This window comes from Chryseobacterium sp. CBTAP 102 (genome assembly GCF_003201365.1).
GTDB lineage: Bacteria > Bacteroidota > Bacteroidia > Flavobacteriales > Weeksellaceae > Chryseobacterium > Chryseobacterium candidae.
The window spans coordinates 174,604-199,883 of record NZ_QICX01000006.1 but is presented as its reverse complement, the minus strand read 5'-3'; the positions used below and the strand labels follow the sequence as shown (position 1 = coordinate 199,883).

At 35.8% G+C, this 25,280-nt stretch carries 25 protein-coding genes and 1 riboswitch; of the genes, 13 read left to right on the top strand and 12 right to left on the bottom strand.

The genetic code is table 11. From position 1 onward, the window contains the following. Positions 1–61: 61 nt before the first annotated feature. On the bottom strand, positions 62–1,342 hold the full coding sequence (locus C8D70_RS10700) for a dicarboxylate/amino acid:cation symporter (RefSeq protein WP_076597046.1): 1,281 nt from the start codon (positions 1,340–1,342) through the stop codon (positions 62–64). A gap of 282 nt (positions 1,343–1,624) precedes the next feature. Between C8D70_RS10700 and C8D70_RS10695 the strand changes: the two genes are divergently transcribed. After that, the gene (locus tag C8D70_RS10695) at positions 1,625–3,577 is read left to right on the top strand and encodes a hypothetical protein (protein ID WP_110367301.1); all 1,953 of its coding nucleotides are present in this window, start codon (positions 1,625–1,627) and stop codon (positions 3,575–3,577) included. 4 nt (positions 3,578–3,581) lie between these two features. Further along, positions 3,582–4,163: a hypothetical protein gene (locus tag C8D70_RS10690; protein ID WP_136522495.1), complete on the top strand. Its 582-nt coding sequence runs from the start codon at positions 3,582–3,584 to the stop codon at positions 4,161–4,163. 265 nt (positions 4,164–4,428) lie between these two features. Here the strand turns inward: C8D70_RS10690 and ggt are convergent, their stop codons facing one another. Then, positions 4,429–6,117 (bottom strand): gamma-glutamyltransferase, encoded by a 1,689-nt coding sequence (gene ggt / locus C8D70_RS10685; protein ID WP_110367299.1) that lies wholly within the window; start codon positions 6,115–6,117, stop codon positions 4,429–4,431. A gap of 204 nt (positions 6,118–6,321) precedes the next feature. On the opposite strand from ggt, the gene C8D70_RS10680 reads away from it, so the two are divergent. Both C8D70_RS10680 and C8D70_RS10675 read left to right on the top strand, forming a co-directional pair. Beyond that, positions 6,322–7,287: an NAD-dependent epimerase/dehydratase family protein gene (locus tag C8D70_RS10680; RefSeq protein WP_110367298.1), complete on the top strand. Its 966-nt coding sequence runs from the start codon at positions 6,322–6,324 to the stop codon at positions 7,285–7,287. Between the two features lie 84 nt (positions 7,288–7,371). Beyond that, positions 7,372–8,124: a polysaccharide deacetylase family protein gene (locus tag C8D70_RS10675; RefSeq protein WP_076597043.1), complete on the top strand. Its 753-nt coding sequence runs from the start codon at positions 7,372–7,374 to the stop codon at positions 8,122–8,124. A gap of 125 nt (positions 8,125–8,249) precedes the next feature. Here C8D70_RS10675 and C8D70_RS10670 read toward each other — a convergent pair whose 3' ends face one another. Together C8D70_RS10670 and C8D70_RS10665 are read right to left on the bottom strand one after the other, a co-directional pair. Further along, positions 8,250–9,455, bottom strand: coding sequence for a metallophosphoesterase (locus C8D70_RS10670; protein WP_110367297.1), 1,206 nt, complete (start codon positions 9,453–9,455; stop codon positions 8,250–8,252). 64 nt (positions 9,456–9,519) lie between these two features. After that, the gene (locus C8D70_RS10665; protein ID WP_076597041.1) at positions 9,520–10,593 is read right to left on the bottom strand and encodes a 3-oxoacyl-ACP synthase III family protein; all 1,074 of its coding nucleotides are present in this window, start codon (positions 10,591–10,593) and stop codon (positions 9,520–9,522) included. Positions 10,594–10,694: 101 nt separating this feature from the next. On the opposite strand from C8D70_RS10665, the gene C8D70_RS10660 reads away from it, so the two are divergent. The 8 genes from C8D70_RS10660 (at position 10,695) to C8D70_RS10625 (ending at position 16,980) form a co-directional block, all read left to right on the top strand. Continuing rightward, complete coding sequence (locus C8D70_RS10660; RefSeq protein ID WP_110367296.1) at positions 10,695–11,264, top strand: hypothetical protein; 570 nt, start codon at positions 10,695–10,697, stop codon at positions 11,262–11,264. Positions 11,265–11,267: 3 nt separating this feature from the next. Continuing rightward, positions 11,268–11,999, top strand: coding sequence for a bifunctional demethylmenaquinone methyltransferase/2-methoxy-6-polyprenyl-1,4-benzoquinol methylase UbiE (ubiE, locus tag C8D70_RS10655; RefSeq protein WP_047096897.1), 732 nt, complete (start codon positions 11,268–11,270; stop codon positions 11,997–11,999). Between the two features lie 3 nt (positions 12,000–12,002). Further along, complete coding sequence (locus C8D70_RS10650; protein WP_034695972.1) at positions 12,003–12,785, top strand: porin family protein; 783 nt, start codon at positions 12,003–12,005, stop codon at positions 12,783–12,785. A 139-nt stretch (positions 12,786–12,924) separates the two neighbouring features. Then, on the top strand, positions 12,925–13,227 hold the full coding sequence (locus C8D70_RS10645; protein ID WP_047376863.1) for a hypothetical protein: 303 nt from the start codon (positions 12,925–12,927) through the stop codon (positions 13,225–13,227). Beyond that, positions 13,227–13,514, top strand: coding sequence for a cell division protein ZapA (locus tag C8D70_RS10640; protein WP_034695967.1), 288 nt, complete (start codon positions 13,227–13,229; stop codon positions 13,512–13,514). The genes C8D70_RS10645 and C8D70_RS10640 overlap by 1 nt, the downstream gene beginning before the upstream one ends. A 234-nt stretch (positions 13,515–13,748) precedes the next feature. After that, positions 13,749–15,314 carry a ribonuclease Y gene (gene rny / locus C8D70_RS10635; protein ID WP_076597039.1) on the top strand — a complete coding sequence of 522 codons (1,566 nt, stop codon included), beginning with the start codon at positions 13,749–13,751 and terminating at the stop codon, positions 15,312–15,314. Between the two features lie 73 nt (positions 15,315–15,387). Beyond that, positions 15,388–16,629, top strand: coding sequence for an MFS transporter (locus C8D70_RS10630; RefSeq protein ID WP_110367294.1), 1,242 nt, complete (start codon positions 15,388–15,390; stop codon positions 16,627–16,629). Between the two features lie 168 nt (positions 16,630–16,797). After that, positions 16,798–16,980 (top strand): hypothetical protein, encoded by a 183-nt coding sequence (locus C8D70_RS10625; protein ID WP_076594213.1) that lies wholly within the window; start codon positions 16,798–16,800, stop codon positions 16,978–16,980. A gap of 110 nt (positions 16,981–17,090) precedes the next feature. On the opposite strand, the gene C8D70_RS10620 is transcribed toward C8D70_RS10625, so the two are convergent. From C8D70_RS10620 to C8D70_RS10600, 5 genes are all read right to left on the bottom strand, one after another. Beyond that, on the bottom strand, positions 17,091–17,723 hold the full coding sequence (locus C8D70_RS10620) for a hypothetical protein (RefSeq protein WP_146212876.1): 633 nt from the start codon (positions 17,721–17,723) through the stop codon (positions 17,091–17,093). Positions 17,724–17,913: 190 nt separating this feature from the next. After that, the gene (locus tag C8D70_RS10615) at positions 17,914–18,849 is read right to left on the bottom strand and encodes a YeiH family protein (RefSeq protein WP_110367292.1); all 936 of its coding nucleotides are present in this window, start codon (positions 18,847–18,849) and stop codon (positions 17,914–17,916) included. A 164-nt stretch (positions 18,850–19,013) separates the two neighbouring features. Continuing rightward, positions 19,014–19,889: a LysR family transcriptional regulator gene (locus tag C8D70_RS10610; protein ID WP_076594216.1), complete on the bottom strand. Its 876-nt coding sequence runs from the start codon at positions 19,887–19,889 to the stop codon at positions 19,014–19,016. Positions 19,890–20,018: 129 nt separating this feature from the next. After that, the gene (locus C8D70_RS10605; RefSeq protein WP_181416121.1) at positions 20,019–21,326 is read right to left on the bottom strand and encodes a voltage-gated chloride channel family protein; all 1,308 of its coding nucleotides are present in this window, start codon (positions 21,324–21,326) and stop codon (positions 20,019–20,021) included. Between the two features lie 31 nt (positions 21,327–21,357). Beyond that, positions 21,358–21,425, bottom strand: a riboswitch (Fluoride riboswitch). 160 nt (positions 21,426–21,585) lie between these two features. After that, a complete protein-coding gene (locus C8D70_RS10600; protein WP_047423514.1) occupies positions 21,586–22,053 on the bottom strand; it encodes an acyl-CoA thioesterase in 468 nt (155 codons plus the stop codon). 121 nt (positions 22,054–22,174) lie between these two features. On the opposite strand from C8D70_RS10600, the gene C8D70_RS10595 reads away from it, so the two are divergent. After that, entirely contained in the window at positions 22,175–22,531 is a 357-nt protein-coding gene (locus tag C8D70_RS10595) for an arsenate reductase family protein (protein WP_076594217.1), read from the top strand. Between the two features lie 125 nt (positions 22,532–22,656). Here the strand turns inward: C8D70_RS10595 and gcvT are convergent, their stop codons facing one another. The 3 genes from gcvT to idi are packed head-to-tail and all read right to left on the bottom strand — an operon-like array spanning position 22,657 to position 24,725. Beyond that, the gene (gene gcvT / locus C8D70_RS10590) at positions 22,657–23,733 is read right to left on the bottom strand and encodes a glycine cleavage system aminomethyltransferase GcvT (RefSeq protein ID WP_110367291.1); all 1,077 of its coding nucleotides are present in this window, start codon (positions 23,731–23,733) and stop codon (positions 22,657–22,659) included. Positions 23,734–23,742: 9 nt separating this feature from the next. Further along, positions 23,743–24,216, bottom strand: a complete 474-nt coding sequence (locus C8D70_RS10585) for a hypothetical protein (RefSeq protein WP_076594219.1) — start codon at positions 24,214–24,216, stop codon at positions 23,743–23,745. Then, on the bottom strand, positions 24,216–24,725 hold the full coding sequence (gene idi, locus C8D70_RS10580) for an isopentenyl-diphosphate Delta-isomerase (RefSeq protein WP_110367290.1): 510 nt from the start codon (positions 24,723–24,725) through the stop codon (positions 24,216–24,218). The genes C8D70_RS10585 and idi overlap by 1 nt, the downstream gene beginning before the upstream one ends. Positions 24,726–25,280 lie beyond the last annotated feature (555 nt).

Genomic DNA, 25,280 nt, shown 5'->3' with positions numbered 1-25,280 from the left:
ATTTACTATCGACGTTATTTATTCAATTCCTGTAACCTAAAACCTGTTATCTGCCACCTATCTAAACTTCGAGTTTTTTCTCCACTTCAGCAGGATGATCCAGACAGTATTGAAGCTGTTTTTTATCAAGCTGTTTTTCCCAGTTGGCCACTACTACAGTAGCTACGGAATTTCCAATTACGTTGGTCAAAGCTCTGCATTCGCTCATGAACTTATCAATTCCAAGAATTAAGGTCATTCCTGCAATCGGAATTTCAGGAACTACGGCCAGTGTTGCTGCAAGGGTAACAAATCCTGCACCAGTAACGCCAGCTGCGCCTTTTGAGCTTAACATTGCCACCAAAAGAAGCATCAGTTGCTTTTCAATAGGAAGATGAATATTTAATGCCTGCGCAATAAAGAGAGAGGCCAGCGTCATATAGATATTCGTTCCGTCAAGATTGAAAGAATATCCGGTAGGGACTACCAAACCTACAATTGCCCTTGAACAGCCAGCTTTTTCAAGTTTTTCCATAATTCCGGGAAGAGCAGACTCTGATGAGCTTGTACCCAAAACCAGAAGAAGCTCTTCTTTAAGATAGAAAAGGAGTTTAAAAATATTAAATCCGTTATACCATGCAACTGCTCCCAATACCAGAACGACAAAAAGGATAGACGTAATATAAAATGTACCTACCAGGAATATAAGATTCAGAACAGAATGAAGTCCATATTTTCCGATGGTAAATGCCATTGCGCCAAAAGCTCCGATTGGGGCCAGTTTCATCAGCATATGAACAATTTTAAATACCGGAGTTGACAGATCCTGTAGAAAATCAGTTACTTTCTGGCTTTTCTCTTTTGTTAAAACCAAAGCAACTCCCATTAAAATAGCCACCAAAAGAACCTGAAGGATATTTTCACCCACCAACGGACTGAATAATGTCTCCGGAATAATATTCATAATGAAGCCCGTAAGTGTTGATTCATGAGCTTTTGCCTGATACTGTGAAACATCACCCGAAAGAGTAGAAGGATCAATATGTAAACCATGACCCGGTTGAAGAATATTTCCTACTAATAACCCTATGATAAGAGCCAGAGTTGAAAAGGTAAAAAAATAGATCATTGCTTTGATTGCAATTCTGCCCACTTTTTTCAAATCGGTCATGTGGGCGATTCCTAAGGTAAGTGTAATGAAAATTACCGGAGCGATAATCATTTTTACCAATTTGATGAATCCATCTCCCAAAGGTTTCATCTTTTCTCCTAACTCAGGATAAAATTTTCCCAGAAGAATACCTGCAATGATGGCGATAATCACCTGGAAATAAAGCTGATTGTGTATTTTTTTTGCTTTCAAAGAACAGTCGTTTTGTTTTTTTAAGGGCGAAAATTAAGAAAATTTATCTAAAAACATAACAAAAGTCATTGAAAAGAATCTGTAGAGAAGTTTTATCTGTAGATAATATCATCTAAACACTATAATCGGGGAAATTTGAAAAATAATATGTCATTCCTCAAGTTTTCAATAATATTAAAAAAAGTATAGTAGATATTTTAACACGTCAAGTCTTGTCGCTACTTCCATTTACATTTGCTTTAGAAACGTTTCAGAAAAAGGAAATAATAAAAACATGATTTTATGGAAAATATTTTAGACGACATTGACGATTTTGACGACGAAAGCAAGCAAATGCTTCGAGGAAGCCGCATCATACAATTTGCAGAGATTAAAAAAGGAATTTATGGGAGTGGCAGAGATCCTTTTGAACAGATAAGAACCAATAAAACATTTGATGAAATTTCCAATGAATATGCATTAAGTACACCTTTTTGGAAAAAAAGCCTCTTTTATAAACCCACAACGAAAGATTACGATGCATTATCTCAAGACTTTTATACCGGTGGGATTAACTATGAGCTTCTCGCAAAAGATTTGAAAGAAAAATTAGGACTGATAAATAACTTCTTGTTTGAGCCAGAAAAGTATCTATTGGAAGATAAGAACGTTTATTCAGGTTCTTCCTCGTTTAATGCTCCTGTATTCAGTAGTATTAAAAATAACAAACCCTTTGTATATAAAAAGAATGATACAGAAATTCAGGCGACTTTTGATTTAGCCAAATTAAATACCAGAAAAAATTTACTGAGTAACTCTTATAATTTTGGGATATATTTTGACAATTATAAAGTAACCTATAATCTTAACTTTATCTATAAAGATGGAGAGGATAAGAAATTTTCCGATGCACAAACAGATGCCACAGAAAGTCCTTATGATTTCAAACTGAATGATGAATATATTGCAATAAAGCTTTATACTGGGAATGCAGAAACTTTCATTGAATTTTTGAGAATTATAAAAGGTAATTCACAAGCTGAGCAAATGAAAAATGATATTATACGATATTATAAACATTTTTTTGCAACCGCTAAAAGCAACCCTGATATTATAGATGCTTTATATGAAAATATCCCTGATTTTGTTTTGGAAGTCCTTACAGATGAAATGCTTTGGAAGGATTTTGTTTCCCTTTCTGAAAAAGCTATTGATACATCTGGTACTAATGAAAATATTTCAATTATTAATCTGCTGAAAGGTGTAAAAAATGCGAATTGGTGGTACAATCAAATCAATAAAAATCCTGAGGCTGTCCGCCAAGTATTTGAAAAATTCAGCAATAAGCATATTGAAGTATTAATTACAACTTTTTCAAGAATTGGTCTTAAAAACTGGACCAATAAAGAACTCGAACAGGCATGGAAATTTGATATTGATTATGAGGAATATAAGTCTTCTGACGGTGTTAATGATCCTTTTATAAGATATACTGGCTTTGCTTATTATTTAGAAAAAGAAAAAAAATATAGGGTAGGTACTGCATTATTTGGATATGATAATGCCTCTATCGTAATGCCTTATAATGAGAAAGAAATTGGCCCAGATGAACTACAACTGCCATTTGCTCCAATGAAATTAGTTTTAGGTAAAGGGAAAGTAACTTATATTCCTTGCTTTGTTGCTGAATATTTTACTGATAAGAAAATAGATGAGGAATTTTGGATAATTTTGAATAACATTGCTGTGGGATTATTACCTGAAATTGAGGCTAAATTAATTGGAAATGCTATTAAAAACATAAAACAGGAAAGTGAGCTTCTAAAGAAACTACGTAAGTTTGCAAAAATATCAAATAAATATCCAAAAGAATCTATGCCACCAGATGGAAAATTATTTGGTATTGCGGAAGTTGAAAATGGATTAATTAAAATAGATGGGATTTTGGCAAATTATCCTCAAAATGTTGATTATGTAATTACAACAGAAGGAAAATTGCTTTTAGGAAAAAAACACCATTTTTTAGGTAGTGCTCAGGATGTATTGGCGGCAGGAGATTTAAAAATAGTTAAAGGAAAAATAAAAAGAATATCTAATTTATCTGGACATTATCAACCAACAAAATTAGAAGCTGAACAATTTCCTGATCTATTTAAAGCAATAAATGTTGATTTAAAAAATTCTAACTTAAATATAGGATATCAAACGACAGAAAACTTGCAAGGATGGAAAGAGATAACAACAAAAATAAAATAATAATATGAGTGCAATAGGTTTTATAAAAATGATGGATAGTAATCCTAATGTCGATTATTCGGGATTATATAAAGATTACTTTAAACAGTTCTCAAAAAAAGAAAGAATTGATGCTTTTGCGTATTCTATGACTATGTATAAAGTTACTAAAAGTTTATTTATTACAAATACTGAATTATGGATAGATTTTACTAAAGAAGATTGGGAAGAAATTTTGGTAAATAATAATAACAGACCTGAAATATCTGCCAATCCAGATTCTAGAATTATTGATTTATATGAGTATGATGATTTAATCATATTGAATAAATATTTAAAAATAAATCCTTTTAATATACTACTTGAAAACAAAGATAAAATGAGTAGAGATAGTTTATTGAACAGTCTTAGGTATGGGTATTTTATGTCTTCTTTTTTCTTTCAATCAGATGAATTTTTAATTGAAGATTTGGAAGATTTTTCTAATATATCATATACTGAACTTAAAGAATATTCTAAAAAATTAATTTTGGAAGGTTGCGAAAACCGATTAGATACGCCAGAGGAATTATCTTCGTGGTTGGAAGAGAAAATAAAAACAGTCTAAACTTTTTCAATTTTACAGTAAAGAAATTTTTGGATATATTTTTATAAATGATTAATTATCAGTAGGGATTAGAGAATTTAAATGAACTGTTGATAAATTAAACTAAATAGCCTTGACTATAAACGGTCAAGGTTATTTTTTTATCTTGCAGTGATTAAAAATATTATAAAATGTTTATCACAAGTTTGATACAAAAACTCCGGCTTCATTTCCTTAAAGTCAAAACCTCGTACATGAAGCTGTATTTATTTGATTGTAATATAAATTATTCCACTGCTACAGAATCATCTCCACGGCCATCAGCGACAGCATGAATATTTCCGTTTTCATCAAGGACAATCATTTCCGTTTTTCCAATATACTTTGTCTTTTCGATGATGTAATTTTTACTTTTCAGTTCAGAAATAGTACTTTCCGGAAAGTTGTTTTCAACTGTTATGGTTTCCGGAAGCCACTGGTGGTGGAATTTTGGTGCGTTGACAGACATATTCGCATTCAGTTTAAAATCTACCACATTCACAATGGATTGATACACTGAAGTCGGGATTGTAGTTCCTCCCGGTGTTCCCACTACCATATAAGGCTTTCCTTTCTTAAGAATAATGGTGGGAGTCATAGAAGAAAGCATTCTCTTGTTAGGTTGTATTGAATTGGCTTCACCGCCTACTGCTCCAAACATATTCGGTACACCTGGTTTGATAGAGAAATCATCCATTTCATTATTTAAAAAGAATCCGGCTCCCGAAACTAATACTTTACTCCCGTAATACCCGTTAAGAGTTGTCGTTACAGAAGCTGCATTTCCGTCTTTATCCAATACGGAAATATGGGTAGTCTGCATCGATTCTTTAGGCTGTTCTATGATTTTGCCTACTTCTGCACTGGGTGTCGCTTTATCAAAACTGAAGCTTTTCCATCTTCCTTTCAGGTAATCATCAGAGATCAGGTAAGAGGTTTTGTCCTGAATAAAATCCGGATCACCCATATATTCTGCTCTGTCTGCATAAGCTCTTCGTTCTGCTTCAGTCATAATCTGAACAGCTTTTGCAGAGTTTTGCTGGTACTTTTCAAGATTTTCAAAACCAGCCATTTTGAGCATTTGCGCAAGAAGAACTCCACCGCTTGATGGTAAAGGCATGGTAACAACATTATTTCCTTTATAATCAAATTCCAGTGCTTTTCTCTCAGCAACTTTATAATTTTTAAGGTCTTCCAGGGTGATGATTCCGTTACCTCTTTTCATTTCAGCAACTAAAAGTTCAGCTGTTTTTCCTTCATAAAAACCTTTAGCTCCCTGTTTCTGGATCAGTTTCAGGGTCTCGGCGAGGTCTTTTTGGATCAACAGATCCCCGGCTTTCCATGGAGTATCCTTTACAAAAATGATCGATGATTTATTATGTTTCTGGAATTTTTCCCTCTGGTTATTCAGCATTTCTGCTTCTTTATCCGTGATGGCAAATCCTTTTTCAGCAAGATCGATGGCGGGCTGGATAATTTTTTCCATAGGAAGTTTGCAGTATTTCAGTGTCGCAAAAAATCCTGCTACGCTTCCCGGGATTCCTACTGCCAGCCTTCCGTTTTGGGAAAGATCTGTATCTGCTTTTCCTTTTTTATCAATGTACATGTCCCTGGAAGCTTTTTTCGGAGCCGTTTCCCTGTAATCCAGTGTAAATTTTTCACCGTTATTTTTCACACCTACCAAAAATCCTCCTCCTCCGATATTTCCAGCTTGCGGATACACAACAGCAAGGGCGTATTGTGTTGCGGTAACAGCGTCATATGCATTTCCGCCCATTTTTAAGATTTTGGCTCCGGCTTCACTGGCTAATGGATGTGCGGAGACCACAACACCTTTGTTCTTTACCTGTACTTCTTTGATGATATTGATGTCAGTAAATTGAGCCCAGCTGAGCTGTGCCGCCAAAAGCATCGAAGCAATTAAAATCTTCTTCATATGATTGTTTTTTTCTTACAGCAAAATTATTGAATTTTAAGTTAATGTCAGCTTGTGATGATTGCATTTGATTATTTCTATTGTTCAGGAAAATTTTCACTGGCTATCAGTATCTTTTAGCAAAGGAATGTTTTTAAATACACCTTTTTTATTATGGTTGACATGTTTTTTTTACTTTTGTAGAATTCTAAAAAAATCTGAAAAATGGAATCCTATACGGAAAGAATACTGATTACAGGTGCCTTGGGACAAATTGGTACCGAATTGACGAACAGACTTGTTGAAATTCACGGAGCGGAAAATGTTGTTGCTTCAGGATTGGACAGATGGCAGGAAGGAATTACTTCTGCCGGACACTATGAAAGAATGGATGTTACCAACACCCAATTGGTAAGACAGGTGATCAAAGATTATGATATCACAACAGTGTATCATCTGGCATCGCTTTTATCCGGAACTTCTGAAAAGCAGCCAATTTTTGCGTGGAAACTGAATCTTGAACCACTGCTTCATTTTTGTGAAATGGCAAAAGAAGGGCTTCTTAAAAAGATCTTCTGGCCAAGTTCAATTGCTGTATTTGGGAAAGGAATTCCAAAGCATGATGTAGGACAGGATGTAGTGTTGAATCCAACAACTGTTTACGGGATCTCTAAAATGGCAGGGGAGAAGTGGTGTGAATACTATTTCGACAAATATGGTGTAGATGTAAGAAGTATCAGATATCCTGGATTGATCTCCTGGAAAACTCCGGCAGGAGGTGGAACTACCGACTATGCCGTTGAGATTTTCTATAAAGCGATTGAAGACGGAAAGTATACCAGTTTCATTTCAGAGAATACAGGAATGCCGATGTTGTATATGGATGATGCCATCAACGCAACTTTGAAATTAATGGATGCCCCCAAAGAAAGTGTAACAGTTCGTTCTTCCTATAATCTGGGTGGAATGTCATTTACTCCAAAAGAACTGGCAGAAGAAATTACAAAAGAAATTCCGGATTTTACGATCGATTATAAGCCGGATTTCAGACAGGCAATTGCAGATTCATGGCCCGCTTCCATTGATGATTCAGTCGCTAAAAAAGACTGGGGTCTGACTTATGATTTCGGAATTTCTGAAATGACCAAAGATATGATCAAGAATCTGAAAGTGAAATTAGGTAAGAATTAATAATGTAAAGTAATACTTTAATTAATGATTATTTTAACATCTGATTTTTAATATTTTATAGAATTTATATAAATTTTAATTTAAATGGTATTATTGACTTTTAACATCACGTGTGTCGAAGCTGAAGTGAAAAAAGGCTCCCGGATTACTGCAGATGAGAGACTGAAAATTACAGAAGATAATACCAAAGCGATTCTTAGAATTTTAGATATTCATGATATCAAATCAAGTTTTTTTGTAGAGGTTTCTCTTATCGAAAAACTTCAGAATTTAATAAAAGCAATTTCATCCAAAGGGCATGAAATTGCTTTTTACAATAAAGGGTCAAATCCGGAAGAAATAGAAAATGCCAAAAAGAATATTCAGGATCTTTTGGAAAAACAGATCAGGGGAATTCGTCAGAAAGATGTAAAGGTTTCACAGGAAATTTTGAAGCTGATGGAATTTAATTATGTTTCCAATATCGACAATGCCAATATTCTTTTCCCCTTCAAAAGACTAAAAAGAGATACCGAAATTACAGAAGAGGACGGGTTGAGTATTGTTCCGGAAAGTATCTCTCCATACAGTCAGCTGCCTTATAATGATTTTGTATTTCAGATTCTGCCGATGAAGTATTATCAGAATATGGTGCTGGAAACTTTGCAGAATGAAGAATTTGTACTGATCTATCTGAACACATGGCAGTTTACAGATTTCAGGAAATACCGTTTTGATATTCCTTTTTACCGAAGCCTATTTTCGGGCAAAAAAATGGAGGACAAATTAGATGCCCTCCTCACTTTTCTCAATAATAGGGAAATGGCTACTTCCCGCATGAAAGATTATATTTTTTAGGTGACAGATAACAGGTTTCAGGTTAAAGTGATCAGGGAGAGAATGCAAGGGTTAATGTTTTGCGTAACACAAGAAATCCGCAACCCGCCCGCAACTCGCAACAAAACAACTTGCAGCCTGAATCCCTAACTCAACTCAAAAAGGGTAATCTCCGGCAATACACCCACTCTTCCCGGATAACCCAATACCCCGAATCCTCTGTTGACATACAGAAGCTTTCCTTCACTTTCGTATAAATCTGCCCATTTTGGATATTTGTATTGTACCGGTGACCATTTTACATTTTTAAGATCCAGACCAAACTGCATTCCATGGGTGTGTCCCGAAAGAGTCAGGTGGATATTGGCAGGATGTTTTTTTACCACATAATCAAAGTGGGTAGGGTCGTGGCTCATTAAAATCTTAGTGGCAGATTCGGGTATTCCTTTTAATGCATCATCAATTTTTCCAAACTGAGGAAAGGGTTTCAATCCCCAGTTCTCAACGCCCAGAATGTATAACTTTTCTCCGTTTCTTTCGATGATTCTGTGTTCGTTTCTCAGCATATCAAAACCTGCTTGTTTTTCATAACCAATTAAAGTGTCAAGATTTTCTTTTTTGGCAGCTGGTGATTCCCAGGTTACGTAATCTCCGTAATCATGGTTTCCCAATACTGCAAACTTGCCGTCTTTAGCCTGTATTTTTGAAAACAAAGGAATAAAAGGTTTAAACTCGTCTGCAACGTTATTTACCATGTCTCCGGTAAAGAGTACAAGGTCGGGATTTTGTTGGTTGATCAGCTCAATGGCATGCTCCAATTTGCCGGGATCAGAGAAACTTCCGCTGTGAACATCAGAGATCTGAATGATTTTGTAGCCTTTGAAGTTTTTCGGAAGGTTGGCAAAATTAACTCTTACTCTTCTCACTTTATGTCTGTACTTCCCAAATGTAATTCCATCGATAAAAAGAGCTGACAGAACACCGCTCATTCCCAATCCAACCAGGCTCAGGAACTTTCGTCTTTCCGGGAAGAAATTTTCCGATGGTTTGGTAAAGCCTATCAGGTAGCCTCCGGTTCTGATAATATCATCAATTAATAAAAACAGAACCACAAAAATTTTCGGAAGAATGAAAATCAAAAATAACGAAATCATGATCTGGGCCCTTACCATGCTTTTGTCTGATCTTTGGTAGTGGGTAACTTCATATGCGAAAATTCCATACACAATTAAAGATATGATCCAATATCCGATTCTGATCCAGGAATTATCGGTAAGTGTTCTGATAGCCTGATAAATATACACTTCCAGAAAGAGGAAGATTCCGGCGATGATTAAAAAATTCTTTTGCATGTTCTGATAAAAAAAGCACAAAGAATAAACTTCCCTGTGCTTTATATTTTTAATGTTTTAAATATTACTTTTTAGGAAATCTATAAACAATAGCATTGATGTTCATTCCGGCACCTACCGAAGTCATCACAATGTTACCATTATCTTTAAACGATTGACCCTCCATTTTTCCTTTAATTATTAAATCATACATGGTAGGAATTGTTGCTACAGACGTGTTTCCAAGATCCTGGATCGTCATAGGAGAGATGGCATGATCATATTCTTTCACATCATAAAGCCTGTGAAGTCTCTCAATCATTGCATAATCCATTTTGGCATTCGCCTGGTGAATTAAGATTTTATCTATATCTTCAATAGAAAGGTCTGCATCTGTAATGGTATCTTTAATCGCAACCGGTACATTTTTAAGCGCGTACTCATAGATTTTTCTTCCTAGCATTCTTACATAAAGACGTCTCTGATCTACTTCTTTATTGATGGAAGGCTGGTTTTCAAGATAGCTTAATTCCGGTCCGTTGTCACAAATAGTGTTGTGAGCAATAATCCCTACATTCTCTTCATCCGTTGCTTTTACTACTACAGCTCCTGCGCCGTCTGCAAAGATCATTCTGTTTCTGTCATGTGGATCTGTTACTCTGCTTAAAGTTTCTCCTCCGATAACAAGAATTGTTTTGGCTGATTTGGCTTTGATAAGGTTATCCGCCAAAATCATTGCTTCTACCCATCCCGGACATCCGAAAAGCATATCGTACGTTACGCATTTTCTGTTTTTGATTCCCAGTTTATTCTTCACTCTGGCTGCCATTGTAGGCATAAAATCAGCATATCCGTGTTCTGTAACTTCCCCGAAATTGCTTGCATAGATGATATAATCCAGTTCTTCGCCGTCTACTTTTGCATCCTCAAGGGCGATTTTTGCAGCTTCATAACCGATTTGTGAGTTGGAAAGATTATCCTCAATGAATCTCCTGTTTTCGATTTCTGTAATCTCTACAAATTTCGCAATGGTCTCTTCCACAGGTTTTTCAATCTTTACCCCGTCTTCAGTATAGAACTCGGAATTCATGAAGTAATCTCTACCAATAACTCTGTTCGGAATATAAGATCCAGAGCCAATAATGATTGTATTCGGCATTCGTTTATATGATTTTTTTAAAGATGCAAAGTTAATAATTAATATTAATAACGGAGAATTAAAAATATTATTAAATTTGCAAAAATTGTACTTTACAATCTATGAAAAACAACTCGTCCTTAAAAGGCTTACTTATTGCAGCTGTGGCATTTATCGTTGCCTTTGGGATCTACTTCCTTTTTTTAGCCAAGAAGAATTATTATGTGGTAGATAATCCTACCCCGAATACGTATTACTTTAAGATCAATAACGGATCTGAAGGAATTATTTCCGCGGGGCAGTATGTGCATGTGGATCTGAATAAAGGGAAAAACTCTATTCAGGTTTTTGATCAGAACAAGAAAATGCTTTACGATTCGGCATTTGAAGTGAATAAACTTCGTGGTCTGATTAATATTACTCATCAGGATTACTATATAAACGATCAGTATTACGGATATAACCTTAAAAAGGATTCGTTACTGGCTCATCTTGATAAAACTGTTATTGACGGAAAGGATTATTACGGAGGAGCAAGACGCTTCAATAAGCTTTACACAGAAGATTTTTATTACAATGTAGATGAAGATTATGACAAAGTGATCAAAAATATCCAGAAAGTGGAATCACGATCTAAAATCTTCAGAAAGCAGGATTACCTAAATTATTACAAAGAATATTACAAGTTTTAAGTTTTGACAAAAGATATCACCAAAGTTACTCCCTACAATTCAGAGGCTACAAAAAAGAGCCAGGTAGAGGATATGTTCGACAATATTGCACCGAAGTATGACCTTCTGAACCATGTTTTATCCATGAAAATTGACGTTTTGTGGAGGAATAAACTGGTAAGATGGATGAAAAATGATAATCCGCAGGAAGTGCTGGATGTGGCTACAGGAACAGGAGATCTGGCAATTACCATTGAAAAAGGAACCGGTTCTAAAGTAGTTGGATTAGATTTATCACAACAAATGCTGAATGTTGGCGTTATTAAAATAAAAAAACTTAAATTAGACGGCAAAATTTCCATGCAAAAAGGAGATGCAGAAAATTTACCTTTCGAGGACAATAGATTTGATGCTGTTTCCGTTGCATTTGGAGTAAGGAATTTTGAAAACCTTACCAAAGGTTTGGCAGAGTTAAGAAGAGTAGTTAAAGATAACAAGAGTGTTTATATACTGGAGTTTTCAAAGGTTGAGGGTTTCATGGGACCATTTTATATGTTTTATTTCAAAAATATATTACCTGCCATCGGCAGATTGGTTTCTAAGGATAATAGGGCGTATACATACCTTCCGGATTCTGTAAATGCTTTTCCTTTCGGGGAGAAGATGAAGCAAATTCTTTTAGATACGGGATTTAAGAAAGTTGAATATAAAAAATTAAGTTTAGGTATAGCCACAATTTATAAAGCAACAAAGTAACCTATGAATAAATTTCTATTAAAAGCACTGGTTTTAACCTCAGTAAATGTTGCCGTTTTTGCTAACGCGCAATTCAGAACCCGAAACAGAATGGACAAGTTGGAAGATTTCGACGAACAGAAATTCAGTTGGGGTTTTTATTTGAACGGGAACAGACTGGATTACCGCATTGTTTTGCATCCGAAATATGGGATGAATGATAATGAAAACCTTGTTACCTCTAAGGAAAGTTATAGTTTCGGTGCCGGGCTTATTGCAAAATGGAGACTGAATGACTATCTTGATGTAAGAGTAGAGCCGGGGTTACAGTTTGCACAAAGACAGTTGACTTTTAATACTCAATCCAATGACATTTATGCGGGTGGATCTTTAACCAACCCTCCTTTTATGCCATTCCCTTTACAGGAAAAGGATAAAGTAAGAGAAATTAAATCTACTTTGATTGATATTCCGGTACTTCTGGAACTTCACGGTCAAAGATGGTACAATTCAAGACCTTACGTTGCTGCAGGGGTAAACTATGTGGTAAACCTTCAGTCTAATTCAAGTTCTACAGATGATAATATGCAGGGAATCTACAGATCTACAACACATAATTTTGCATGGTCTGCAGAAATGGGAATTCAGTTTTATTTCAACAAATTTAAACTGACTCCTGCTGTAAGAGGAACATTCTTCATGAACAATGAGAAAGTGGCAGATAATGCTACTACACCTCCTTACTGGTCATCTGCGATCTCTACACTGCAGACAAGAGCCGTAATGTTCGTTCTGAAATTTGAATAAAAAATAATGTATAGAAAAATACACTGGAGGTGCGCTGGCGCCTCCTTTTTTATTGTTATGTCAAAATATAGAGTGTTTTATTTTTGTTAGTGCTATTATTTTTTTATTTTTGCTTTTAGTTAGAATATACAAACCTGAAATGCTTCAAGATTTAGAAAACAATTTTTCAGAATTAGAGAGAAAAATTTCGACTCTGCAAAAGAACTATAAAAATCTTACGGAAAATTTAAAAGAATTAAATATTGAGCATGAAGAGTTGAAGAAGAAGTATGATGAGGAAAGAAGAAAGAATCAGGTATTAGCAGAAGAACAAAAAAATATAAAACTTTATTCAGCAATATCAGGAAATCCTGAACACAATAGGTTAATGAAAAACCATATCAACCGATTAGTGAAAGAAATTGATTTCTGTATTGCTCAGCTTCAAAACAGTGGATTATAATGGAGGTAAGGAGAATAACCGTCAACATTGCAGGAAGAGTGTATCCGCTGAACGTACCGGCAGCAGAGGAAGAAACTTTGCGTAAAGTAGGGAAGCAGATCGAGAATATGATTAAAGATTTTGAACAAAATTTCGATGTAAGAGATAAACAGGATGCTTTGGCAATGTGCGCCCTTAAACTGGGAACCAATGCAGAAGTAGTTTCTCTGAATTACGAAAAAAATATTAATTCAACCAACGAAAGATTAACGCAGATTAATCAGTCGTTGAATGAAATCGGGAAATAGATTTTTTTTCCTGAGAAATTACTGCCTACAATAATTCTAACACATTAAAGGTAAACTCAACGCTAAACAATTACCGAACAAATGTCCATCGAATGGCGTGCCGGATTTCCGGATTACAGACAGTGGAAATCAGTTCAAATCGTGTTGATTAGGAGTTTACTCTCAATCTCTGGATTATTGTGGGCTTTTTTATTTAACAAAGGATATGAATACAATTAAAACTCAATATAAATTATGATAGAAGTTATAGTCGGTGTTGTTTGTTTAGTAATTGGAGCTGTAGTGGGAATATTTTTTTCCAAAAGTTCTCTGAATACTAAAGCAAAATTCATCATAGATGATGCCAAGAAAAATGCCGAAAACCTTATAGAAAAAGCTAATGTACAGGCTGAATCCATAAAGAAAGAAAAGAACCTTCAGGCTAAAGAAAAGTTCCTGGAACTGAAATCACAGCATGACGCTGATATTCAAGCCCGCGAAAAGAAAATGCAGGAAGTTGAAAAGAGAACGAAAGACAAGGAACACAAGCTGAATGACGAACTTAGCAAGACGGGCAAACTTGAAAAAGATTTAGATAAGCAGATCGCAGATTACGCTAAGAAAAACGAAATTCTTGAAAGAAAACAGCAGGAATTGGATATCGCAACTGCGAAGAAAGTAGAAATACTTGAAAAAATCTCTAATTATACTGCTGAAGAAGCTAAAGCTGAATTAGTGGAAACCATGAGAGCAGAAGCGAAAACAAGAGCGCAGGCACATGTTCAGAGTATCATGGAAGAAGCTCAGCTGAATGCCAAGAATGAAGCAAGAAAAATTGTTATTCAAACGATTCAGAGAATTGGAACCGAGCAGGCTATCGAAAATTCAGTGTCAGTTTTCAACATTGAATCTGATGAGGTAAAAGGTAGAATTATCGGTAGAGAAGGTAGAAATATTCGTGCTTTAGAAGCAGTAACAGGAGTAGAAATTATTGTTGATGATACTCCGGAAGCTATTCTTCTTTCATGTTTTGACCCTGTAAGAAGAGAAATTGCAAGACTATCCCTTCACAGATTGGTTACCGATGGTAGAATTCACCCGGCAAGAATTGAAGAAGTAGTAGAAAAAACAAGAAAACAGATCGAGGAGGAAATCATTGAAGTGGGTAAAAGAACGATCATTGATTTAGGAATCCACGGATTGCACCCTGAACTGATCAAAATCGTTGGTAGAATGAAATACCGTTCTTCTTACGGACAAAATTTACTGCAGCACTCAAGAGAAGTAGCCAACATCGCTGCAACAATGGCTGCTGAGCTAGGATTAAACGTAAAACTGGCAAAAAGAGCAGGTCTTTTACATGATATCGGTAAAGTTCCGGAGCAGGAATCAGAATTACCACACGCTCTTTTAGGAATGCAGTGGGCTGAGAAATACGGTGAAAACCCAGAAGTAGTAAATGCGATTGGAGCTCACCACGACGAAATTGAAATGAAGTCATTATTATCTCCGATTATCCAGGTAGCCGATGCGATCTCAGGAGCAAGACCGGGAGCAAGAAGACAGGTATTGGAATCTTATATTCAGAGATTAAAAGACCTTGAATCTGCTGCGTTAAGCTTTGATGGTGTATCCAGTGCTTACGCAATCCAGGCAGGTAGAGAATTGAGAGTAATGGTTGAGAGCGGAAAAGTAAATGATGAGGTAGCTTCTCAGCTTTCTTACGACATCTCCGAGAAAATCCAGAATGAACTGACGTATCCGGGACAGGTAAAAGTAACAGTAATCAGAGAAACGAGAGCTGTGAATATTGCCAGATAATAATCAGAAAAAGATATTTGATAAAAACCTTTCAAGAAATTGAAAGGTTTTTTATTTTTATCAAAACTTAAAAATGCAAGAACTGTCCCTGTCTTCAAAACTGAAGTACATTTTTTCTATTCCCGTTATTATTTCCGCCTTAGGCTATTTTGTAGATATTTATGACCTCCTTTTGTTCGGAATCGTTAGGATTCCCAGTTTAAAGGCATTGGGGCTTAATCCTGATGCAGACGGAACCTTTATTCTGAACTGCCAGATGGTTGGGCTGCTTATAGGAGGTGTTTTCTGGGGGATTTTCGGAGATAAAAAAGGGAGGCTTTCTGTTCTTTTTGGATCTATTTTAGTGTATTCATTAGCCAACATCGCCTGTGGCTTTCTTCCTTATTTTCCAAAAGAGCATTTGGTGTACCAATATGCCGGGTTAAGATTCATTGCAGGTATAGGGCTTGCCGGAGAGCTTGGAGCGGGAATTACGTTGGTTTCTGAAAGTCTGCCGAAGAACTTAAGGGCAATCGGAACATCGGTTGTTGCAGGATTCGGATTAATGGGTGCTGTGGTAGCCCAGCTTACCGTAGAACTGGCCGGAGGTTGGAATATCTCTTACATCATTGGCGGAATAATGGGAATCTTACTTTTGCTGTTAAGAATCAGCGTATCCGAATCCGGAATTTATAAGAATATTGTACATAAAAATGTTTCCAAGGGGAATTTTCTATCCTTTTTTACCAATAAAGACCGGTTGGTAAGATATTTAAAATGTATTGCGGTAGGATTACCTACATGGTACTGCATAGGGATTCTGGCTGTGTTAGCCAATCAGTTTGCTCCTGAATTAGGAATAAAGGATATTAACCCCGGAAAAGCAATTATGTGGGCTTATATAGGTATTTCTGTGGGTGATCTCTTGAGTGGTTTTATTTCCCATGCTTTAAAATCAAGGAAAATGGCTATCTTTTATATGCTGGTCTTTACCCTGATAGGTGTAGCAATTATGTTATTCGGGAATACCAATACGGAAACAAAATATTACCTGTTTTGTGTATGGCTGGGATTTGGAACAGGATATTGGGCCATGTTTGTGACACTGGCGGCAGAACAGTTCGGAACGAATATCAGAAATACAGCAACCACCACCGTTCCCAATATGGTAAGAGGATTGGTACCGGTAATGATATTTGCTTTTGATTCCCTTAAAGGTCATTTCGCGGTGGTGGAAAGTGCTGCCATAGTAGGAGTGGTAGTATTCGCGCTGGCATTTTATTCTTCACTTACCATTTCAGAAACCCACGACAGAGATCTTGAATTTACAGAATAATTTAAATTGTTTAATAAATAATATATTGATAATCCTTGTTTTGGATGTAATAATTAAGTTATAATCAATAATTTATTAATTTTTATATTGATTTTTGTTGCGAGTAATTAATATTTGTTTAACTTTGGGAAGTAACTAATACTTTATTTTTAATCAAAACTAAACTACATGAACATTATGAAAAATGCTAAAAAACTGAGAAAACAAGACTTGAAAAATATTACTGGAGGAGTAAGCGGTAAGCCGGATTTATCTCTTTGCGGATGCAGCTGTTCTGGATCTGTAACTGGTCCTGATTATTGCTCAACATACATAGGCTGTCCACAGGTTTATACTTGTGGTGAGATCTAAGAAATTATTTCAATACGAAATAAACATTTCCACATTTAATATGCAAAAGCCTTTTGGAGTTTCAAAAGGCTTTTGTTATTCAAAGGTTTAGGCTGGATCTTATTATTTCCTTATCCCCCCAAAGCCACTACAGAAATCTGAGCTGAGGTAATGGAAGAAGTTCTGGTGTAATCAGTAGTAAGTTTGAAAGTATCACCAGGGTTTAAATATACTACATAGGTGAAATTCTGATTAGTTGATTGTGTTCCAGGAAGATATCCGTTGATTATAATATTTACGACAATGTTGTTGACTAATAAGCTAACAGCCGATGATCCGTCAGTTGGATTATTCATACTGACATCTTTGTTTACGGTTGCTGTAATTTGATAATATCCCTGTTTTAAAGCTGTATATACACCGGTAGCTGAGGCATAAGTAAAATTATTAAGAAGCGGATTGGTATTAAAAATAACAGTTGCTTGTAAGTTCGCAGCAATATTAGAGCTTTTTGTTGTTTTACTTCCTATTACCGAAGTGCTGGGAATAAATAAACTGCTGTTTACTTTTAATACCCCGTTGGGATCTGTAACGACCAATTTGTCTGTAGAATCAGTACTGATGTTTGAATTGATATCCCTTATTCTGATATTTCCACTGGCCACATCAATAGACTCTGTAGGCTGTGCTGTCTTTATACCTATCTGTGAAAAGGCAAGTCCAGGCAGTAATATAAATGACAGGTTTACAATTGTTTTTTTCATTTGTTGTTTTTTAGAAATAAAAATCATTCTGATTGCGAATTTATATAATACCTTCGAAAACGTAATAATAAAAACATACATCAAATATACATCACTTATATATGATTTATTAATAGGTGCTTTTTTTGAATAATGATGTACATGAAGCGAAACAACTAGATCAAGAAAAAAATATAAACGACAGAGATAATTATCCTATAATATAGACCAGACTTCCTGTACTGATAACAACCCATAGAATTACTGCGACTAATAAAGGTTTTAATCCTATTGATCTCAACGTTTGAATAGAAAGGGTAGAACCAATGAAAAATAAGGTCAGATTCAATCCTGATTTTGCCAAAACTGTAATGGAAGCACTGAAACGGTCAAGAAACGGGAAGTAAGTATTCAAAAGAATCGCCACAATAAAATAACCAATAAACCACGGAATCTTTATTTTGGAATCCTTACTTTTAAAAATAAACATGGTAATCAACGAAACAGGGATGATCCATAAAGCACGGGCGAGTTTTACTGTAGTTGCAATTTTCAAAGCTTCATCTCCATACTTACCGGCGGCACCTACTACAGAACTTGTATCATGAATTCCTACTGCACACCAGAGTCCAAACTGTTCCTGGGAAAGATTCAGAAGATGCCCTACGGCAGGGTAAATGAATAATGCAATAGAATTTAGGGTAAAGACGATCGCCAGGGCAAGAGAGATCTGCTTGGTGCTTGGTTTAATAATAGGAGATACTGCTGCAATTGCGCTCCCTCCACAAATAGCTGTTCCAGCAGAGAGAAGATAGGATAAAGGTCTTTCCAGTTTAAATACTTTTCCCAGCAAATACCCCAGAATCATGACTGTAAAAATACTTACAACCGTTAATAGTAAACCTTCTTTTCCTGCGTGAAGTGCTTCATCCAGTTTCAGCCCGAATCCCAGCCCAACAATTGAAATCTGCAACAGCAAATGGATATAATGATGCAGATGTTTTTCAAAAGGATTTCCTATGAGAACAGCCAGTACAAATCCTAAAATCAGGGCTATAGGTGAAGATATAAATGGTGTAAGACATAAAACTGCCAATACAATAAAAAAAACTTTCCGTATCGTTTCATTTTGAATGAAATCTTTCATAATGCGAACTTTTAAAATCTGCACCAAAATTCCGGAAAATAGTATTACAAAGTAAATCGTATTTTGTTATATTGGATAACTAGAAGTTATATCTTTGCTTATCACTTATCACTTATCACTTATCACTTATCACTTATCACTTATCACTTATCATTTATCACCTGTCATTCTGCAAATCTCAGGAAAAGTTTGATAAGTTCAGACTGGTCTCCTTTAGGTAATATAAAATGAAAATCTCTTTCAATACTGAAATTTTTAATATCAATAACGGTCAATATATTGTTTTTAAGCTCATTCAGGATGGTGCTGATGGAAAGAAATGCCATACATTCCGAATGAAGAAGATAATTTTTAATACTTTCACTGCTTCCCAGCTGCATGACGGTATTCAGCTCATGGATATTAATTTCTTTTTCTCTGAGTCTGTTTTGTATAAACTCTAAAGTCCCGGAACCTTGCTCTCTGAAGATAAGATCCAGTTGATAGAGATCTTTTAAGTTTAAAGTTTTATGAGCAAGAGGATGATCTGACTTTGCTGCCAAAACAATTTCATCCGGCTTAAAAGTTTTATATTCAAAATAAGAAGACTGCGATTCTCCTTCAATGATACCCAGATCAATCTTTTCTTCTTTTAAAAGCGTTGAGATCGTTTCTGTATTTCCTGTAAGAAGTTCAATCTTAATATCTCTGTAATACGAATTGAATTTGGCTAAAATTTCCGGTAAAATATACTGTGCTACAGTTGTACTTGCCCCGATAATCAATTTTCCTTTATGCTGCTGACTGATCTGGCTGATCTCAAATTCCATGTCACGGTAGATATTTCTGATCTTCTCTGCATGCTCAAACAAAATTTTTCCGCTTTGGGTCAGTTGGATAGAAGTTCCTTTACGGTCAAATAATTTAGCGCCTATCTGAGTTTCAATCTCTTTAATATGTTTAGTAACAGCGGGTTGTGAAATATGCAGCTCTTCTGAAGCCTTAGTGAAGCTTAATCGCGTAGCCACCGTGTGGAAAACTTTTAATCTGTAATCGAACATGGGAGTAAAATTACGAATTAAAGTTGGAAATGGAGTGAGGGAATTGGTGAGTTTGAGAGTTGGAGAATTCGAGAGTTTTCGGGTTTCGGGATGCGAAATACGTACTTCGCATCCCTAAACCCGAAACCTTTATAAAAAATCCGAAATAGATCTGTCCTGCTGGTTTTCAAACCTACTGTTTTTTGCCTCTCCAATCTTCTGTTTTGTATAAATACTGTTATGTCCTGAGAGAAGATAAGAAACTACACAGGCGATGGCTACATACACACCAGATTCTGCTCCGAACAATTCAATTCCCATCAGCATACAGGCTAGTGGAGTATTGGTTGCTCCGGCAAATACAGCCACAAATCCCATTCCTGCCAATAATCCGAAAGGCAGAGGAATAAACAGAGACAAAGCACTGCCTAATGTAGCTCCGATAAAGAACAAAGGAGTAACTTCCCCACCTTTGAATCCAGCTGAAAGCGTCACAATCGTAAAGATCATTTTTAAAGCAAAATCATACAACGGAAGCTGCTTTTCAAAAGATTCTGCAATCACAGGAATTCCTAATCCAATATAGCGGGTTGTGTCCATTGCAAAAACGGCAAGTGCAATAATAATTCCTCCCACAACGGGACGAAACGGAGGATATTTGATTTTTGATTTGAAAACAGAACCCATCCAATGAATTATTTTGCTGAAAGCAGCGGCACAGATTCCGAAGGCTATTCCTGCAAGAATACTGTAGAGGATTGGCAGCAGTTCAAGTTTGGGTATAAAATCAATATGATAATGGGTGTGTTGTACATTCCAGAGGTTGGTAGCCCAGTCCGCCAGAATTGCAGAAGCAAATGCCGGAAAGATAGCATTGTAGCGAATTCTTCCCATCAGAAAAACCTCAAGACCAAAAACAGCGCCGGCCAGTGGAGTTCCGAATACAGAACCAAATCCAGCTGCAATAGCTGCAATAATCAATATTTTTCTTTCGTTTCTGTCAAGTTTAAAAGGTCTGGTAAGCTGGTCGGCAATAGCCCCTGCCATTTGAAGTGCGGTTCCTTCACGGCCTGCTGAACCTCCGAAAAAATGAGTTACAATTGTCCCCAGATAAACAAAAGGTGCCATTTTGAAAGGAATGATTCCCTTAGGCTCATGGATTGTATCAATCAGCAAATTGTTTCCGGCCTCAACATCTTTTCCGAAATAATAATAGAGAAGTCCTATCAGAAATCCTGCAACAGGAAGTAAAGCAATCAGCCATAAATGATTTTCCCTGAAGTTCGTTGCCCATTCCAATGACTGAAGAAACCCTGCAGAAGCTGTTCCTGCCAAAGCACCAATAATGATACTGATACACAGCCATTTTAAAATATAGAGAAACGCCGGAAATTTTCTGAAGAAAAAATGAGTGTGAAAAACTGCTTTTTTAACAAGTGTTCGTTGACTTTTTGACATAATACTCCTGATTAGTTATTTGTTAATAATCTTTTAATCAGGCGTCATCAGCTTTTGTAAAGCGGTTGGGTAAGGAAGAACACCATTTCCTTTGATAGTGCAAATATAAAAAGAAGAATTTGTTTTTCAAAAAGAATTTCTTGTTTGCTGGTTGTTTTTGGGCTACTGATTACCCAGAAACTTTAAATCTTAAACTTTGAACATTTAACATTTAACTTTCATCCTTAAACTCTCAAACCCAAACTCCGCATCTCACGTATTACAAAAAAGGCTTCATCTCATCTTCAATCTGTGTTCTCAGCTCCATCAGGCGCTTTGCATATATTTCCTGTTGTTTCTCTTCTTCTGTTTCCGGTGTCCATTTCGGTACAGGCAGCTTTTTTCCATTTTCATCTACAGCTACAAAAACGATGATACAGTGGGTTTTTTTCTCAAAGTTTGGCTGTTTCAGGTTTCTTGAAAAGACATTAATGGCGATATGCATGCTTGAAGTTCCGGTATAGATCACCTGTGCGTCTACTTTTACAACTTCACCAATTTTAATGGGATCATAAAAACGGATTCCACCTACATATACTGTGACAGAATAATTACCGCTCCAGGTTGTCGCGCATGCATAACCGGCCTGGTCAATCCATTTCATGACACTTCCTCCATGTACATTTCCTCCGTAATTAACATCTGAAGGTTCCGAAATAAACTGAAAAGTAATAGGCTTGTTCTGCATCTTTATAAAATTTGAATAAAGTTATTTAATAATTTCCAAAGTTTTAGATTAAATCCTACTTTTGAAACACGAAACTTTCAATGAAAGGGAATTTTAACCAATAACAGATTTAGCAACAGTAATGAAGAAAGTATTTTATCTCAACACCTGTGATACCTGCAGAAAAATTTTAGCCCAATTTGATCTTACAGACTGGGAACTTCGCGAAATAAAAAAAGAGCCTGTCACGAAAGAGGAATTGGCAGAAATGCATAAGAAAACAAAATCATACGAAGCATTGTTCAGCAAAAAATCTACTCAGATCAAATTGAGAGGACTGGATGTGAAATCACTGACAGAAAAAGATTTTAAAGAATTATTGCTGGATCACTATACATTCCTTAAAAGACCTGTCTTTATAACAGACAAAGAGATTTTTGTTGGAAATGATAAAAAGAATGTGGAAGAATTGCAGAAGTTCTTTGGGGTAAATGAATAAATTTAACCGGAGACTGATTTTGCAAATAATAAACCTTACAGGTTTTTAAAACCTATAAGGTTTGGATATAAACCCAAAAGAGGCTGTGATTTGTTCACAGCCTCTTTTTTGCTATTTTTTTTCAATTATACAAAAGGAGCTTTCACCACTTTTGCAGGAATGTTCTTGTTTCTTACCTGAATAAAGATCTCAGACCCTAATTTGAAGTGAGGTTTGTCCACATAAGCAAGGCCCAAACCTACTTTTTTCATTGGAGACTGTGTTCCTGAAGTTACTTTTCCGATTACGTTTCCTTCTGCATCCACTACAGGATAGTCGTGTCTTGGAACTCCTTTATCTGTAAGTTCAAAACCTACTAATTTTCTTGTAATACCTTCTTCTTTCTGTTTTGCGAAAACATCTTTAGAAACGAAGTCTTTATCAAACTTAGTGATCCATCCTAAACCAGCTTCAATAGGAGAGGTAGTATCATCGATATCATTTCCGTACAGACAGAATCCTTTTTCTAATCTTAAAGTATCTCTGGCAGCCAATCCGCAAGGAATCATTCCTTCTTCTTTACCAGCTTCCATTACAGCATCCCAAAGTTTTTCAGCACTGGCATTGTTGAAATAAATCTCAAAACCTCCGCTTCCTGTGTATCCGGTGTTTGAAATGATCACATTATTTTCTCCTGCAACACTTCCTACAGTGAAATGATAGTAAGGGATTTCTGAAAGGTTTACATCTGTAAGTTTTTGAAGGATTTCAGTAGCTTTAGGCCCCTGAACTGCCAATAAAGACATCTCATCAGAAGCGTTGGTCATTTTAGCTCCGAAAGTGTTATATTTTGAAATATGATTCCAGTCTTTGTCGATGTTGGATGCATTTACTACCACAAAATATTTGTCATCTTCCATTTTGTAAACGATAAGGTCATCTACAATTCCTCCGTTTTCGTTCGGAAGACAAGAATACTGTGCTTTTCCGTTTTCAAGAGCATCTACATTATTGGTAGTTACCAATTGTAAAAGATCTTTTGAGCCTGGTCCTTCGATGAAAAACTGTCCCATGTGGGAAACATCAAATAATCCTGCTTTTTCTCTTACGGCAAAGTGCTCTTCTGTAACCCCTGAGTATTGAACAGGCATTTCAAAACCTGCGAAAGGTACGATCTTAGCTCCCAAAGAAACATGTTTGTCGTACAAGGCTGTTTTCTTCATATTTAATTTTTATTTCTTTATTTTAAAACTGTTAAAAGTCTCATTGAATAAGGTCATATAGTTTCCGTTCCAGAACTTCTGGCCACAATTGATGGAAACTAAATATAAGTTTTTGTCTTTCTGAAAAGCTTTGGTGATCCAGAACAGCTTCTCTTTTTCATCGAAATGTTCATAGAAATATTCTGTATACCCTTTCTGGCTCTTCTTTTCTTTTACTTTTTTCTCTTCATCATGGGATTGATAAAGGGCCAGAATGAATTTTTTTACTTCTTCCTTGGGCAGCGGAAGATCATGGTATTCCGAAATGGTAATAGCTCCGATCTGGCTGGTAGGGAAAATGTTGATAATCTCGCTGTCATTAGTGGATTTCCAGCCTTCAGGAACATTGATAGAGTAATTTGGAGTGTCAAATACACCTGCTTTTTGGGCAAAAAACAGACTTCCTGTCAAAAGAGCAGAAAAGAACAATATTTTTTTCATCATTAAAAATGGTGTTTATATTCTTCGAGGATGATTTTAAACCATTCCGTAAAATTTTCAGGATGTTCGGAAATTTCCTTGTCCAGCTCTTCCATGGAAATGAATCTTACTTCTTCCACTTCTTCTTTATTTAAATTGAAATCAGCTTCATGACTTCCCACAAACACATGATCCAGCTCGTGTTCCCACAGACCACCGCCTACATCTGCTTTGTAAATAAAATTGAATTTTTCTGAAAGTTCCGCTTCAATTCCCAGTTCTTCCTTCAGCCTTCGTACCGCTCCTTCCTGATAAGTTTCCCCTTCTCGCGGGTGTGAGCAAACCGCATTGGTCCATTGGTTGGGAGAATGATACTTCCCTGAAGCCCGTTTCTGAAGAAGCATTTCTCCTTTACTGTTGAAAAGAAATACAGAAAAAGCACGGTGTAACAGGCCATTGATGTGAGCCTGCTGTTTTTCCATCAGTCCTAAAACTTCATCTTCAGGGTTTACTAAAACGACAAATTCTTCCATTCCTACAAATGTAAGAGTAATAAATGTATTTTGGAAATTTTTAGATAAACATCATGCTTTTTATAATAATGATAACAAGATAAAGGGAAACATAAAAAGTAACGGGTAAAATTATCATTCTCCGATTTGTTTTATCTGTAATCCTGATTTACTTCGAGGTTGTTTAAACTTTATATTCATTATTTTAACCACAAAAGACACAAAAGTTTTAAACACTTAAGTTTTCAGAACCAAGCCTTATGCTTAATATGTACACTCAGGTTTTGCGAAAATCTTTGCCTATTGAGCGAAGTCGAAATATTCCTCTTGTGTGAACTTTTCTGCGGTATCATTTTAAATTAAAACCTTTTGTGACTTTTGTGGTTGGGTAAAGTTTTAACAACTTTTTATTAAAAGAAAATTAAAAACGAAAAATTTTAACCATTTGCAGTTAAATAACGAATAAAATATTGATGTTATTCTTTAAATAATAGTTTTTATAGTAAAATATTAACATAAAGCGAGATTATCATGCCTGATAGTTGTAAAAACGCTAACTTTGTTACTTAATATTTA